10 protein-coding genes are annotated in these 14,477 nt (G+C 66.4%); 6 read left to right on the top strand and 4 right to left on the bottom strand.

Translation table 11 applies throughout. From position 1 onward, the window contains the following. The 4 genes from K8V11_RS10560 to nudC all read left to right on the top strand — a co-directional run. On the top strand, window positions 1–1,698 hold a 1,698-nt coding region (locus K8V11_RS10560), incomplete at its 5' end, for a UrvD/REP family ATP-dependent DNA helicase (protein ID WP_303913791.1). Then, a complete protein-coding gene (locus K8V11_RS10555) occupies window positions 1,695–5,192 on the top strand; it encodes an ATP-dependent DNA helicase (protein WP_303913788.1) in 3,498 nt (1,165 codons plus the stop codon). The genes K8V11_RS10560 and K8V11_RS10555, both read left to right, overlap by 4 nt. 73 nt (window positions 5,193–5,265) lie before the next feature. Further along, window positions 5,266–6,342 carry a TrkA family potassium uptake protein gene (locus K8V11_RS10550; RefSeq protein ID WP_303913785.1) on the top strand — a complete coding sequence of 359 codons (1,077 nt, stop codon included), beginning with the start codon at window positions 5,266–5,268 and terminating at the stop codon, window positions 6,340–6,342. Window positions 6,343–6,396: 54 nt separating this feature from the next. Beyond that, window positions 6,397–7,368: an NAD(+) diphosphatase gene (nudC, locus tag K8V11_RS10545; protein WP_303913780.1), complete on the top strand. Its 972-nt coding sequence runs from the start codon at window positions 6,397–6,399 to the stop codon at window positions 7,366–7,368. Between the two features lie 7 nt (window positions 7,369–7,375). On the opposite strand, the gene K8V11_RS10540 is transcribed toward nudC, so the two are convergent. Further along, the gene (locus tag K8V11_RS10540) at window positions 7,376–7,666 is read right to left on the bottom strand and encodes a mycoredoxin (protein ID WP_303913777.1); all 291 of its coding nucleotides are present in this window, start codon (window positions 7,664–7,666) and stop codon (window positions 7,376–7,378) included. A gap of 201 nt (window positions 7,667–7,867) precedes the next feature. Between K8V11_RS10540 and K8V11_RS10535 the strand changes: the two genes are divergently transcribed. Next, window positions 7,868–9,994: an ATP-dependent DNA helicase UvrD2 gene (locus tag K8V11_RS10535; protein WP_303913773.1), complete on the top strand. Its 2,127-nt coding sequence runs from the start codon at window positions 7,868–7,870 to the stop codon at window positions 9,992–9,994. Window positions 9,995–10,019: 25 nt separating this feature from the next. Here the strand turns inward: K8V11_RS10535 and K8V11_RS10530 are convergent, their stop codons facing one another. Continuing rightward, window positions 10,020–11,294: an AarF/ABC1/UbiB kinase family protein gene (locus tag K8V11_RS10530; protein ID WP_303913771.1), complete on the bottom strand. Its 1,275-nt coding sequence runs from the start codon at window positions 11,292–11,294 to the stop codon at window positions 10,020–10,022. Window positions 11,295–11,341: 47 nt separating this feature from the next. After that, window positions 11,342–12,289 carry a hypothetical protein gene (locus K8V11_RS10525; RefSeq protein ID WP_303913768.1) on the bottom strand — a complete coding sequence of 316 codons (948 nt, stop codon included), beginning with the start codon at window positions 12,287–12,289 and terminating at the stop codon, window positions 11,342–11,344. Between the two features lie 77 nt (window positions 12,290–12,366). Between K8V11_RS10525 and K8V11_RS10520 the strand changes: the two genes are divergently transcribed. After that, on the top strand, window positions 12,367–12,990 hold the full coding sequence (locus tag K8V11_RS10520; RefSeq protein ID WP_303913765.1) for a M48 family metallopeptidase: 624 nt from the start codon (window positions 12,367–12,369) through the stop codon (window positions 12,988–12,990). A gap of 24 nt (window positions 12,991–13,014) precedes the next feature. Here K8V11_RS10520 and K8V11_RS10515 read toward each other — a convergent pair. Next, window positions 13,015–14,477 (bottom strand): zinc-dependent metalloprotease (locus K8V11_RS10515; protein ID WP_303913762.1); only part of this gene is annotated, 1,463 nt, incomplete at its 5' end.

Raw genomic sequence — 14,477 nt, 5'->3', positions numbered from 1 at the left:
GATTCGGTGGAGATGGTGCTGTGGAATCTGTGGCACTCGAGCAACAAGGCATATTCGCTGCGCGCAGTCACCGCCGGAGGGGGAGTGGCCGGGCGTGCCGCAGACCGCTCCGCCGACGCTGTCATGGGTCTGTTCGATCATGCCGCGGACTTCGTCGAGCAGATGCCGCGCGGCTCGCTGCGCCAGTTCGTGGAGATGATGCGCGAGCAGGAACTGCCGGCGCCGCGACGTGCGGGGCGCCGGCCGAGCCGGAAGGCCGTGAATCTCCTCAGCGCCCACAACGCCGTCGCCGCGGAGTTCGACGTAGTCGTCGTCGCCGGCGCCCAGGAAGGAGTGTGGCCGTCGCCCAGGCGACGGTTCGGACTGTTCGAGCTGGAGCTCCTCGTCGATCTTCTCGACCGACCGCATATGAAGGACCTGGACGACGCCCAGCGCGAGGCCGCAGGGATGGCGGCGTCCGCTGCCGACGAACGCAAGCTCGTGGTACTCGCCGCGTCGCGGGCACGGGAGAACATCCTGTTCACCGCCGTCGACAACGGCGAAGATCTCGCCGCCTCGCAGTTCATCGACGAGCTGGCGCGCGCCGGCGTTCCGAGGTGGGCGGCGGGCGACGCCGCGGGGGAGACGCTCACCGAAGGCCACCGCATGTTCACCCCCGGTGCGCTGGTGGCGGACTTGCGCACCCAGCTCCAGACCGCTCCCGGCGCCGCGGAATCCGAAGCCGCCGCGCGAATCCTGGCGACACTTCGGAGATCAGGGTTCGGTGCGGCTTCCGCGCGACGCTGGTACCGCAGCGCGCCCGTGTCCTCGAATGGCTCTCCGGTACCCGAAAAGGATAAGGGGCCGCGAGCAAGGATCTCGCCCAGCGCGTTCGAGGAACTCGAGACCTGCCCGCTGCGGTGGTTTATCGGTCGGCAGATGTCCTCGGGCACCGAGATGCCCCTGCTCAAGGGGAACGTCGTGCACGCCATCGCCCAGGCCGTCCAATCCGGCGTGGGAGAAGGGCAGATCGAGAGCACGGTGCGGGAATTCTGGCCCGCCATGTCGCCCGCTGCAGGGTGGGTCCTCGACACCGAGATCGAGGACATCCTCGCATCTGAGAAACTCATCCGCGGATGGGTCGCGAACCAGGGTGGATACACCTCGGTCGGCGAAGAGATTTCCTTCCGAATGGAGCTATACCCGGGAGGCCCCACCGTCGACGTCGACGAGGAGGCCGTTTCCGCCGCCAGTGTGTCGGTAAGCGGGCGCATCGACCGGCTCGACAGGGACGAATCGGGCTACCTCCGGGCGGTCGATTTCAAATCAGGTGGGAAGGCGGCCACAGTCGCCGAGGCGATCGTGAACCCGCAGCTCGCCTTCTACCAGCTGGCCGCGCGACTCGGCGCCATCGGCGACATGGTCGCACCCCGCGCCACGGCCACCGACGAAGCGGCGGCGGACGATCCGGCCGACAAGGTTGCCGGAGGTGTTCTCGTTTATGTGAACCAGAAGGCCGCTCTCAAGACGGGCGCGAATGAGCGCGTGCAGCCGGCGATGGGGACGCAGACGCACCTGGAGTTGATCCGAAGGGCGACGGCTGCGGGCGCTCTGTCGATCGGGCCCGACTATCCGGCGATCACGAGCAAGGCGTGTGAGTCGTGCTCCGCCGCGAGCATGTGCCCGACCCAGAACACCGGAAGGCAGGTCGGACGTTGAGCGACACCGCTAGAAAGCCGCTCGAACAGCTCACCCCGGGTGATATCGCCCGCGCCATCGGCGGTAATGAACCGACGGACGCGCAGGCGGACGTCATAGCCGGGCCGATGGAGCCGACGCTGGTCGTGGCGGGGGCGGGTGCGGGCAAGACCGAGACGATGGCGGCGCGCGTGGTGTACCTGGTCGCCACGAGGAGGGCCAGGCCCGGCCAGATCCTCGGTCTCACGTTCACGCGAAAGGCGGCCCAGCAGCTGTCCCGCCGCGTACAGATGCGGCTCGACGAATTCGCGCGCAGCCACGATTTCGTCTCGCGCGGCGACGAGGTCAGCGACATCGCCGAAGCCATCCGCACCGAGCAGCCCCGGATCTCGACCTACGACTCCTACGCGGGCGACGTGCTCTCGAGCCACGGACTCCTCATACCCGTCGAGCCCGACGCGACGGTAATCAACGAGACAGACCTCTACATTCTCGTGCACTCGATCGTCTCGGAATGGGACCGCCCGTTCCCGTGGTCGGTGGGGACCGTCGTCGAGCGCGTCATCGCGCTGGCGGAACAGATTTCCGGGCACCTCATCACCACCGACGATGTGCGCGGGGATGAGGACCTGTTGTCCCAGGCCGTCGAATCGCTCGAAACGAAAGCAGCGAAAAAGGACCTACAAACCGCGGCGGCCGCACAGGAGGACCGTCTCGCGCTTCTCGACGTCGTCGACGCGGTACACGAGCGCCTACGTAGCGAAGGAAAACTCACCTTCGGCATGCGCATGTCCTACGCCGCGCAGCTATCCTCACGCTTTCCCGAGGTCGTCGACGCCGAACGCCGCCTCACCTCCGTCGTCCTGCTCGACGAATATCAGGACACGGGACAGGCGCAGCGGGTCATGCTCGCAAGCCTCTTCGGCGGCGGCGAGAGACAGCCCCTCGCGGTGACGGCGGTCGGCGATCCCATGCAGTCGATCTACGGCTGGCGTGGTGCCTCCGCGTCCAACCTCGACAGCTTTCTCACCGATTTCCCGCGAGCTAAGGGACAGGCCTATCAGCGGAACCTGTCGACTTCGTGGCGCAACCCGCCGGAAGTACTCACGCTCGCCAACAGCGTCACCGCACAGCTGCGCAACAAGAATAAGGACAGTGGCGCCACGGTGCCGGTGCTCGAGCCCAAGAAAGACTCCGAGCGGGGCGATGTTCGCCTCGGCGTATTCGCCACGGTCGACGACGAGCGCGGATGGGTAGCGTCGCGGATGGCCGGCAAGTACCGGCGGTACGAATCCGATCACGGCAAGCCCCCGTCGGCGGCGGTACTCGTGCGGAGAAATGCCGACGCCGAACCGCTGGCGCGCGCGCTTCGTGCGGAGGGACTCGAGGTCGAGGTCCTGTCCTCGGGTGGGCTCCTCGACGTACCCGAGATCTCGGACGTCCTCGCGCTCATGCGCGTCGCAGTGAATCCTGGTGACGACGAGGCATCGATGCGGCTGCTGGCAGGGGACCGGTTCCGTCTTGGAGCCGCGGACCTGGCTGCGCTGCACCGCCGGGCACAGGAAATCTCCCACCGACCGGAGCGGTCCGGAGAGGACGAAGCACAGGGAATCGACAAGTTGCGCGCCGATTTCGCTTCCCTCGCCGAGCTGGAAAACATCGACAACGCAGGACTCGCGGATGCGGCTCACAATCCGGGCGCCCGCGGACCGTTTACCGCCGAGGGGCGCGCGGCACTCGCCGATTTCGACGCCGTCGTCGCGGCTGTCCGCGACAGGCTCGATCAGGGGCCGGCGCACGTGCTCAGCGTCGCCGAGAACGCCTTGGGGCTCGACGTCGAGGTGCGTGTCCGCGCAAAGCTCGGCAAGGGAGAGGGGCGGCAACAGCTCGACACGCTCGCGCGTCGTGCCGCCGACTTCGCGAGCAACCCCGATGCCTCGGTCCAGGCGTTCCTCGACTACCTCGACGTGGCGCGCGGCGTGGAGCGAGGGCTCGCGCAGGAAATCGTTCCACAGGACGGGCGCGTGCAGATCCTCACCGTCCACTCGGCGAAGGGGCTCGAATGGGACATCGTCGCCGTTCCCCACGTGGTCAAGGGACGTTTCCCCAAGGACAAGGCCCCGTCCAACTGGGTACGAAACAGCTGGGAGATTCCCTCCCACCTACGCGGGGACCGGCGAACAGACGCGAACCCCGGCGGGGTTCCGGTCGTGGACATCGCTGAGGCGACGAACTACAAGGAACTCGATGAGCTACTCACCGCGCACATCAACGAACTCAAGTCGACGGTCGGCGAGGAGGACCGCCGACTGTTCTATGTGGCATTGACGCGCAGTAAGAGCGAGCTTCTCGTCTCCGCGCACCACTGGAGCGAGGGGGTGCAGAAACCGCTCGGTCCGTCGCTCTTCCTCCAGGAACTTCGGGACACCGTGCTCGACGCCCCGCACGTCGCGACCGTCGATGAATGGGTCAACGACCCCGGCGACGAAAACCCGCTGGAGAACTCGAACGCCAGGGCTGTGTGGCCGGAACACGACGCCGGCGGCCCTGGCGAAGATCCGTCCTCGCACGCAGCCGTGGCGGGTGCCGCGCGCGAGGTTGCGTCGTCCCTGCCGGTCGATCTCGGCGCGTTCTCCGAATCCAGCATCGCGGAGGTGGTCGCGGCTGCGGGCGAGGAATTCTCCGACCCGCTCACCGCCGCTTGGCTGAGCGAGGCGCTGATCCACATCCGGCAGGCCCGGCACGCGGCGTCCGACGTCATAGATGTGGAGATTCCGTCGCGGCTGACCGCGACACAGCACGTCGCGCTGGAACGTGATCCGGCGAGTTTCGCGGTGAACGTGATGCGGCCGATGCCGCAGAAACCGAATCAATTCGCGCGGCGAGGGACCACGTTCCACGCGTGGGTCGAGGAGTATTTCACCGCGGCCACACAGTTCCTGATTGCCGACGACGAACTCCCGGGCAGCGGCGACGACTGGGAGGAAGCCGATCAGCAGGCGCTGCGGGAACAGTTCCTCTCCTCGCACTGGGCGCAGAAGACCGCAGCGGCGGTAGAGGTGCCGTTTGCCGTGTCGATCGGTGGGCAGATCAAGGTCGGGAAGATGGATGCGGTGTTCCGGGACGGCGAGGATTGGATTGTCGTCGATTGGAAGACCGGCGCGATGCCCGGCGGGAAGTCGCCGGATTCGGCAAGCGCCCGCAAACACCGCCAGGACGTCGCGATCCAACTGGCGATCTACCGCATCGCGTGGGCGCGGATCCTCGAGGAGGAAACCGGGACCCCGGTGCCGCTCGAACGCATCCGCGGAGCATTCCACTACATCGGTAGCGGGGAGGACGTGTATCCAGAGACCCTGCCGGATGAAGCTGAACTCGCCGCGGCGTTCGAACGCAGGTTTGCGAAAACCATCGACGCCGAACATGTACAACGAGCGCTCGGGGACGAAGACGACGAAATCGGCGCGGCGGACGATGCGGCCCGCGGCGAGAAAACCGGCGGAGTCGGCCGATAATGCCGCACGCAACGACGCTGGCGTGTCTATGGTTAGCTAGTCCAGTGTTGAGCCGTTGCAAAGGGGGTCGAAAGTGGGAAGGTCGCGCCTGCGTAACCGCTTTCGCGTCGATGACCCGCTAGACGAAAGCCCCGACCACGCGCTCGTCGGGATCGTTTCGATCCCGGACCACGTGGCAAGCCCGTGGCGCATCATCGCAAAGCGGCTGTGGTTCGCGTTCCTGGTGATCGTCATCGCAGTTGTCGTTGTCTACCTGGACCGCGACGGATACCAGGACGGCAACGGCGAGCCCGGAATGTCGCTCATTGACTGCATCTATTACACGACTGTGTCCCTGTCGACCGTGGGATACGGCGACATCACGCCGGTGACCGAAGGTGCCCGGCTGGTCAACATCATCGTCCTCACCCCGCTGCGACTGATCTTCCTCATCATCCTCGTCGGGACGACCCTCGCGGTGCTTACCGAACAATCCAGGCAAGCCCTCAAGATCCAACGTTGGAGGACCACCTTGCGGAACCACACCGTCGTCGTCGGTTACGGAACCAAGGGACGCTCCGCCGTCGCCGCACTGCTCGCCGACGACATCTCGGCCTCCGAGATCGTCGTCGTCGACAACGACCCGCAGGCGCTCAAGGCCGCCGCGGCGCGCGGCCTCGTGACCGTTTCCGGCTCTGCCACCAAATCGGACGTGCTCAAACTCGCCGGCGTCACACGTGCACGTGCTGTCGTCGTCGCCCTCAGCTCGGACGACTCGTCGGTGCTGGTCACCCTGTCGGCCCGGGAGCTGGCGCCGAACGCGAAAATCGTCGCCACGGTACGAGAATCCGAGAACACACATCTGCTCAAACAATCGGGCGCGGACTCGGTGGTCGTGTCCGCGGAGACGGCCGGCCGTCTCCTCGGGCTGGCGACCGTCACCCCGACCGTGGTGGGGATGATGGAGGACCTCCTCACCCCGGACGAGGGGTTCTCGATCGCCGAGCGCAGAGTGGAGGAGAACGAAGTCGGCGGCTCGCCCCGCCACCTCAAGGAGATGGTCCTCGGCGTCGTGCGCAAGGGTACGCTGATCAAGGTCAACGAACCGGACGCAGATGCTCTCGAGTCGGGGGATCGGCTGCTGTACATCCGGATGGTCGGAAACGACTAGCCCCTTTTCGGCGCCCAGGATTCCTTCCGATATCGCACGTAAGGGACGTCATCAATGCCGCACGAATTCTCGCTCATCGAGCAGCCGCTGTTCTCCGCTGTGTCGGTGAACCGCGCCGCGCACCTGCGTGGAAACACCGAGGAGCTGGAGAAGGAGTGGCCGACCGCGCTCGTCATGCGCGTCGACGAGCGGGGCCGTTTCCGCACAGAGGTTGTCGAGAACACCGCCGATGGCGATCAAGCTGGAAAGCATCTGCGCCTGACCTTCGACCCGGCCTTCGATGTCTCCGAGCGGCCCCCGCACCTCGCGGTGTTCCTTGGAATCGCGCCGAACGGGCGTCACATCTGGGCGATGCAATCGGATTCGCTGGGCGGCACAGGAGCGTCGGACCTGCGCTCGAGCGGGGAATCCCTGCTTCCTCACGACGCCGCGCTCGCGGCCGAGGCGGTGGCGCTGCTCGCGTGGCACCGCCTCAACAACTTCGGTAAGCAACCGGAAGCGCACATCACGCGCACACAATCGGGCTGGGCGGGATTCGACCCGAGCAACAAGGTCGAAGAATTCCCGCGCACGGATCCCGCGGTGATCTGCCTCGTCCACGACGGGCACCGCAAGATTCTGCTGTCCCGAAACTCGCAGTGGACCAAAAACTTCTACTCGGTGCTCGCCGGATTCGTCGAGGCCGGCGAATCCCTGGAGAACTGCGTCAAGAGGGAGATCTTCGAGGAGGTCGGCCTGGAGGTGTCCGAGCCCCGCTACCTCGGAAGCCAGCCGTGGCCGTTCCCGCGCTCACTCATGGTGGGATTCCATGCGCTCGCGAATCCCGACCAAATCATCAACCACCACGACGGCGAGATCAGCGAATCGGTGTGGCTCGACGTGCGCGAAGTCGAACGGCTGCTTCGCGGCGATGACCCGAACATGGTGCTCCCCACCGGCGTCTCCATCGCTCGGGTCATGATCGACTCCTGGGTGGTCGCAGTCAACGAGGAACTCGAACGAGGAGTAGCGGACCGACCCAGCTAGGCGGCAGCTATTCGGCGGCAGCAGCGAGTTCGTCGAGCTTCGCGCGCACCTTCGATGCGCCGGGATTGGTTTCGGTTGAACCGTCGGAGAACAGCAATGTCGGAACGACCCGGTTGCCGTCGTTCACGGATTCGACAAATGCCGCAGCATCCGAATCCTCCTCGACGTCGATCTCCGTGTATGGGGTCTCCGACTCGTCGAGTAGCTTCTTCAGCCGCTGGCAGAACGGGCACCAACTCGTGGTGAACATCGTGAAATCGCGCGGGGCGCCGGGGATAGCGGTCGAATCAACAGTCATGTCCACAAATCTACCCACGCCCCCAAATCGCCGCTGCAACGCGGCGCAACACATCCGCTGCGGCGCGCCACCGCGTGCGAGCTAGCGCACCCAGTTTGTCGGGGGAGGCTGCCATCATAGGGTGGGCAGTCGAAAACAGAACAGCTAAAAGCACCTATTGTTGACGGCGCACGTGCCGTGGAAAGGCGGGGCCGGGCTCAGATGGCAGCGCAAGTAAAGCCAACCGGGGGTCTGTCGAACATTCTCGACGGGCTCGACCCGCAGCAGCGAGAGGCCGTCCTAGCGCCCCGCGGTCCCGTCTGCATTCTCGCCGGTGCCGGCACGGGCAAGACCCGCACCATCACGCGACGCATCGCGTACCTCGTCGAGCAGGGGCATGTCCGTGCAGATCAGGTCCTCGCCGTCACGTTCACCTCCCGCGCGGCAGGCGAGCTGCGCAGCCGATTGACCTCACTCGGCACCCTGCAGGCGGGAACGGGGACGGTCCAGGCGCGCACCTTCCACGCCGCGGCTCTGCGTAACCTCCGCTTCTTCTGGCCGCGGGCGTACGGCGACTCCCGATGGGAGCTGCTCGACAACAAGTTCCGCGCCGTCGCGCAGTCCGCGCGCCGTGCCGGCCTCGACGCCGGGACAGACATGCTTCGCGATCTCATTTCCGAGATCGACTGGGCCAAGTCTTCCCTCGTGGCCCCCGATGCCTATGTCGAGCGAGCGGCAACGCTGGAACGCGATACCCCCGTGCGGCGGGAACAGGTGGCCGAGATTTACCGGACGTACGAGGAGCTCAAGGTCGCAGGCGAGGTGCGACTTCTGGATTTCGACGATCTCCTCGGGTACATGGCCACCGCACTCGAAGAGGTGCCCGATATTGCCCGCGAATTCCGCGACCGGTATCGCTGCTTCGTGGTCGACGAGTTCCAGGACATCACCCCGAGCCAGGAACGGCTACTTCGCGCCTGGCTCGGCCCGCGCAACGATCTCACCGTGGTCGGCGACGTCAATCAGACCATCTACACATTCGCGGGCGCCGAACCGAATTATCTGTTGAAATTCGGTGCGCAACACGACAATGCGGTGCAGGTCAAGCTTGAATCTGACTATCGCTCGACGCCACAGATCGTCGACTTCGCCAACGGCATCATCAAAGGCGGATCGAAACGTTTCCAGGCAGCCGGTCTCACCCTCCGCGGTATGCGCGCGCCGGGCCCGCTCCCGCAGCTTGCCGAGTACCCGGACGAGGACCAGGAGGCTGCAGGCGTCGCCTCGGAAATCGCCGAACTCATCGCCTCCGGCGTCGCGGCGTCCGAGATCGCGGTGCTCTACCGCGTCAATTCCCAGTCCGAACGCATCGAGTCGGCGCTCGACTCCCAGGGCATCTCATATCTGGTCAAGGGAGGGGAGGGGTTCTTCGACAGGCCGGAGATCAAACAGGCGATGACGGTATTCGTCCGCCTTGCCGGCAACCCCGACGTGGCCGCTGCCGACACCATTCCCCAGGAGATCTCCGCACGGATGCGCGCCGCACTTCATCCCGTGGGTCTGACCGAGGCCGAGCCCTCCGGGGAGAAGGCGCGCGATAAGTGGCGTGCCCTCGACGCTCTCGCGGGCCTCGCCGAAGAACTCGCCACACAACCGGTCGACCCTGAAAGCGGCGCTGGCCGGACCCTCCCCGGTGTCGTCGCTGCACTGCGCGAGCGCGCGAGCGCCCGTCACGCGCCCCAGACCGACGGTGTCACTCTTGCGACTATCCACGCAGCCAAGGGGCTGGAATGGGATGCGGTGTTTCTCATCGGCGCACACGAGGGCAACATCCCGATCAGTCACGCGATCAAGAAGGGGCCCGAAGCCGTCGAGGAGGAGCGTCGCCTGCTCTACGTCGGCGTCACCCGCGCCCGCGAACATCTCTATGTTTCTTGGGCCAAGGCACGGAACCCCGGCGGTCGCGCGACGCGGCAGCCGAGTGGCCTGCTCGATGAGGTAATGCCGGACGAACTGCGTGCGGAGGCCCTCATCCCGCGCGGCAATTCGGGCAAGCGCACCGACGGGTGTAAAAACTGCGGATCCGATGTCCCGCCGGACCGCAAGGGCTTCAACTTCTGTTCGGACTGTGCCACCGATTCGGACTACGAAATGTTCGACCGCTTGCGTTCGTGGCGCCGCGACGTCGCTGGAGACAAACCCGTCTACACAGTTTTTTCCAACGACACGCTCGCAGCCATCGCCGTGGCTCGGCCTGCAAACACCCGCGAACTGGGCAGGATCAAGGGAATCGGATCGCACAAGCTGGACGCCTTCGGCCCGGCGATATTGGCTCTTCTCGCAGAATAGAACCCGTCCCGCGCCGGGACGTGGGTCAGGCCTCGTCGGCGATGTCGAAGATGTGCGGCATCCAGTGCTTGACCGTTGCGCGATACGACACCGTCGATTCCAGCTGGCACAGGATGCCGACAGAACCGCCGAGGACGCGGTGGATCATCGCGTACTTGCGGGGAAGCGAGAACGAACGCTCGACGCGGAACTGCTCGCCCGTGACATCTCCGTAGACCGCGGCGATATTCTGCATCCATTCGCGGGTAAACGAGAATTCGTCGCTGTGCAGCGGCTCGATGAACGGCCGGAGGAACGCCATCGCCGAGTCGGCCGAAAGGTCGGCGCGCTTGGCGAGGTAGCCCTCCGATCGCATGAGCTCGAGCAGATCCTCGCCGCGGTCGGCGAGCGCGAGTCCCATCATCTGTTCGAGGGCACCGGGAAAACCGTAGGGAAGATCGATGATCGCGCCGAAGTCGAGGGCGACCATCGTGTCGTCCTCTGTGATGAGGAAATTCCCCGGGTGAGGGTCTCCGTGAAGCGCGCCTGCAAGCGATGGGGACGCGAATTGGAACTCGGTGAGAAGCTCGGCCGCACGCGTGCGCTGCTCCGGCGTCCCCTCGGCGATGATCTTGGTCAACGGCTCGCCCTCGGCCCATTCGGAAACGACAACCTTCGGCGCGCTGGCCAACACCGCGGGGGCGCTGATCCGCGGATGATCGGCGAAGGCGCGATGAAAACGACGCTGGTTGTCGGCCTCGGAACGGTAGTCGAGCTCCGCAGCGGCGGATTCGCTCAACTCGTCGACGACGGCCTTGATATCCGTTCCCGGCGACAGAGGGCGCATAAGCGGGGCGACCCGACGAATCTGGCGCAGATCCGACAACAGGGCATCGTCCGCGCCCGGATACTGGATCTTGACCGCGACTTCGCGACCGTCGGACCACACCCCGCGGTGGACCTGGCCGATCGAGGCGGCCTTGACCGCATTGAGGTCCAGATCGGTGAAACGCTTCCGCCAGGCGGTTCCCAGCTGCTGATCAAGCACATGTGCAACGGTCTCCGGCGGCAGCGGGGGCGCTTCGGCCTGCAACTTCGACAAAGATTCGCGGAAGGGTTTGGCGTAGCGCTCGGGCATCGACGCCTCGAATACGCTGAGTGCCTGGCCGACCTTCATCGCCCCGCCCTTGAGCTCGCCGAGCACCGCGAAAGCCTGGTCGGCAGCTGAATCCAAAAGCTCTTGGCTCAGCTCGCCATCGCTCCGGCCGACGGCACGCCGCCCGATGGAGCGTGCCGCGTTCCCCGCGACGCCAAGAGGCAAACTTGCCAGCTTGGCGGCCCGAGACCTCGAACTGCGGCGTACTTCATTCACGCCACTACTATGCCAAAGTCGGCCTGCGCGGCGCCGCACTCACAGCGTGAGTGGGGCTGCCACTTACGGCGCCGCCACAGCCCTTGCTCAACCGAAATCTCGACCGAATGTCCTAGCGTGAGCATCGACTCCGTGCCGCTGCGGCGCAAGGTATTGAGCTCCGCCAACACGAGGGCGACCGCCGACACACGCGAGGGAATCGGTGCCCAGCCGCTGGTAAACAGCAGTTGCGCCGACATTGACGGCCACTGCGGGTTGCGGTCTGTTCGGTACAGGTCCGCACAACGTAGGCACGCGGAGCGTCCCGGCATCACCGTCGGACCGACGACGACCCTGCCATCGCGACAGGCGAGATAAATGTGAGGAGTGCCACTCCGGGCGAGCGCGTCGAGGACGAGGGGATCCGGGACGAGATCATCGGCCAGTACGACGATGTCCGCGGGGCCGAGACGCTGCCATGGTGGACGCTCGAGGTCGAGACGGAGCCCGAGCCTCTCGGACCATTGGCAGCGGAACCCGGCCTGGCCGAGCGGGGCCTCGACGCGCCGAGCCATGTCTCCGCGCCCGACCATGTGGACCACGGCGCCGCTCGGTTCCTGCCGCCGGCCAGTACCCCGCGTAGTCGCGGCATCCCACGGATCCGGCACAGCCCTGCCGCGCTCAAGGACGCCCTCGGCCACGAGCGATTCCACGAGCTCCGCGATGACGTTTTCGTGCGCCGAGTCCAGAGACGTGGAGGCCAGCGCGTGCGGCAGCGGGGTTTCGCCGTCGAGGCGATGGAGAACCGCGAGCAAGTCCCTTGCACGCACGCCGCGGGGGAGCGGAACGGTGACCGCGACATCGTCGCTCAGCCCGAACTGGAGCTCCTCCTCGCCTCGGCACAGGGCAATGGTGCGCGCGGGGAGAGCGGGATGGGCCTGTGGGATGAGCGTGACCGGCGTCATAGGTGAAACACTTCCACGGGCGAGTCTCCCCATGGGGGCGCTACTTTCGCGGCCGCGCGCCGCGCTACATTGGGCGAATGCACTCCGAACCCGGCGCGTTTCCCACCGACCCCGACGACCCTTCGGTCGACATCGTGAGGTCGGCGCGGCGTAAGCGCACGGTGTCCGCGCGGGTCGAGGGCGACCGTGTAGTCGTGCGGGTTCCGGCGGGACTCTCGCGCGCCGAGGAGCGGCGGCACGTGACCAAGATGCTCGCCAGCCTTGCCCGCAAACATGGCCGCTCGAACACGCGCGTATCGGACGCCTACCTCCGGCGCAGGGCGCGGGAGCTTGCGGAGAAATGGATGGACACTCCGCGCGGGAAGCCGGTGATCGACGACCTACGATCCATCACGTGGGTAGCGCCGATGCGCACGCGGTGGGCGTCGTGCACGCCCGCGACGGGGACGATTCGCGTGAGCAGCTCGCTACAGCGCGCGCCCGGGTACGTGCTGGATTACATACTCGTTCATGAGCTCGCGCACCTGCGTACGCACGGCCATACGGCCGAATTCTGGCGCCGCGTCGGCGCCTTCCCGCACGTTGAACGGGCCCACGGGTTCCTGCAGGCTTGGTCGCTTTTCGCGGATGACGCCGCCGGTTCCGCGCCCGACATGTCGGACGCGGAACCCGAGGACTGGAGCGAACCCGACGACCGGTAGTCGCCTGGAGGTCCGCCGGGCCGGCTAGCGCTGGTCTGGGGAATCGGGTCCGGCGCCGTCACCCGAATCGGTGTCCGTGCCCGTATCGCCGGGCTCCTCGCCGGCGTGTTCGCGCAGGTAGTTCTCGATCTCCTCGAACGGATCGACCGGTCCTGACACCGGTGCCGCCGAATCTGCCGAATCGGAGGCGCCGGCGACCTTCGAGGCCTCCTCGTCCGCGGCGAGGATCCGGTCGATGACAGCCGCGGGGTTGGAGATGTCCTCGGCACCGGGGAGCAGATCCGGGTGCGACCACAAGCGGTCGCGGTCCGCGGTGCCCACCGAATCGGTGATGCGCTGCCACATCGTCGCGGCCTCGCGCGCCATGCGGGGGCGTAGCTCGAGCCCGACCATGTCCGCGAACGTCTTCTCGGCCGCGCCGCCCGTCGCGCGGCGACGGATCCAGGTTTCGCGGAGCGCCGATGTGCTCGGGAGCCGATCGGTGATCGCGGCGGAGACGACAACGTCGACCCAGCCCTCGACGAGGGCGAGGAGCGTCTCGAGCCGCTTCGCAGCCTGCTCGTTGACGTTCGATATTTTCGGACCGATGTCGCCGCCGCCGAGCATCTCCTGCATCTTCTGCGGATCGGACAGGATCGACGGATCGAATCCGCCCGAATTCATCTTCCCCGCGAGGTCGTCCATCGACGAGGTGTCGATGCGAATGCCGCGCGAATATTCCTCGATCGTCGCGACCATGCGCGAACGCAGCCACGGCGCGGCCGCGTACAGCCGCACATGCGCGGCCTCGCGCGCGGCGCAGAAAACCATGACCTCCTGGGCCGGCAGCTCGAGTTCCTCGGCGAAGTCCGAGACCGCCTTCGGTAGTAGCGCGGCCGTGCCCTCGGGAGCGAAGGGGAGACCGATCTCGGAAGCGAACAGCACCTCCGGAGCGAGTGCGGCCAGGCCCTGGCCCAGCTGCATCCCGAAGCCGACCTGCCCGGCCTTTTCGAGCATCCCGAACAGCGGTCCGGCCATCTGCTTGGCCTCCTCGGGCATCGCCTCCTTCGACGCGTCGCCGACCTGCTCGGCCATGGGACCCGCGATCTCCTTCCACGAATCCATCGACTTCTGGACCCAGGTGCGTGGCGTCCACGCCTCCTGCAGATGCGTTGCGGTGGGGAATTCGGTGGTGTCATCGAGCCACAGTTCGGCGAGACGCAGCGACTCGGTGACGGCGGAGCTCTGCTTCTCCGTGGCGTGCGTGTCCTTCGCTAGCTGGCCGAGCGCGATGTTCTCGGCGAGCTGGTAATTGACCGGGTCGTCCGTGGACTGGTTCATCGCCGTGCCCATGGAGCCGAGCATCTGGCCGAACTGATTGAGGATCGCGCCAAGATCCCCGCCGAATCCACCGGGCGGCTGCTGTCCTCCGGCGCCGCCGCCGGAACCGCCGGGCCCGCCGGCGCCGGGGAATCCGAAGCCGAAGCCGAAACCGCCGGGCTGCTGGC

This window comes from Dietzia timorensis (assembly GCF_020742175.1).
Taxonomy (GTDB): Bacteria; Actinomycetota; Actinomycetes; order Mycobacteriales; family Mycobacteriaceae; genus Dietzia; species Dietzia timorensis_A.
The sequence above is the reverse complement of the archived record's forward strand: the minus strand, read 5'-3'. Positions and strand labels throughout refer to the sequence as shown.

Coding starts and splice junctions, on each gene's coding strand:
- K8V11_RS10520 (WP_303913765.1), top strand. CDS start 12,367: ATGCACTCCGAACCCGGCGCGTTTCCCACCGACCCCGACGACCCTTCG.
- K8V11_RS10525 (WP_303913768.1), bottom strand. CDS start 12,289: ATGACGCCGGTCACGCTCATCCCACAGGCCCATCCCGCTCTCCCCGCG.
- K8V11_RS10535 (WP_303913773.1), top strand. CDS start 7,868: ATGGCAGCGCAAGTAAAGCCAACCGGGGGTCTGTCGAACATTCTCGAC.
- K8V11_RS10540 (WP_303913777.1), bottom strand. CDS start 7,666: ATGACTGTTGATTCGACCGCTATCCCCGGCGCCCCGCGCGATTTCACG.
- nudC (WP_303913780.1), top strand. CDS start 6,397: ATGCCGCACGAATTCTCGCTCATCGAGCAGCCGCTGTTCTCCGCTGTG.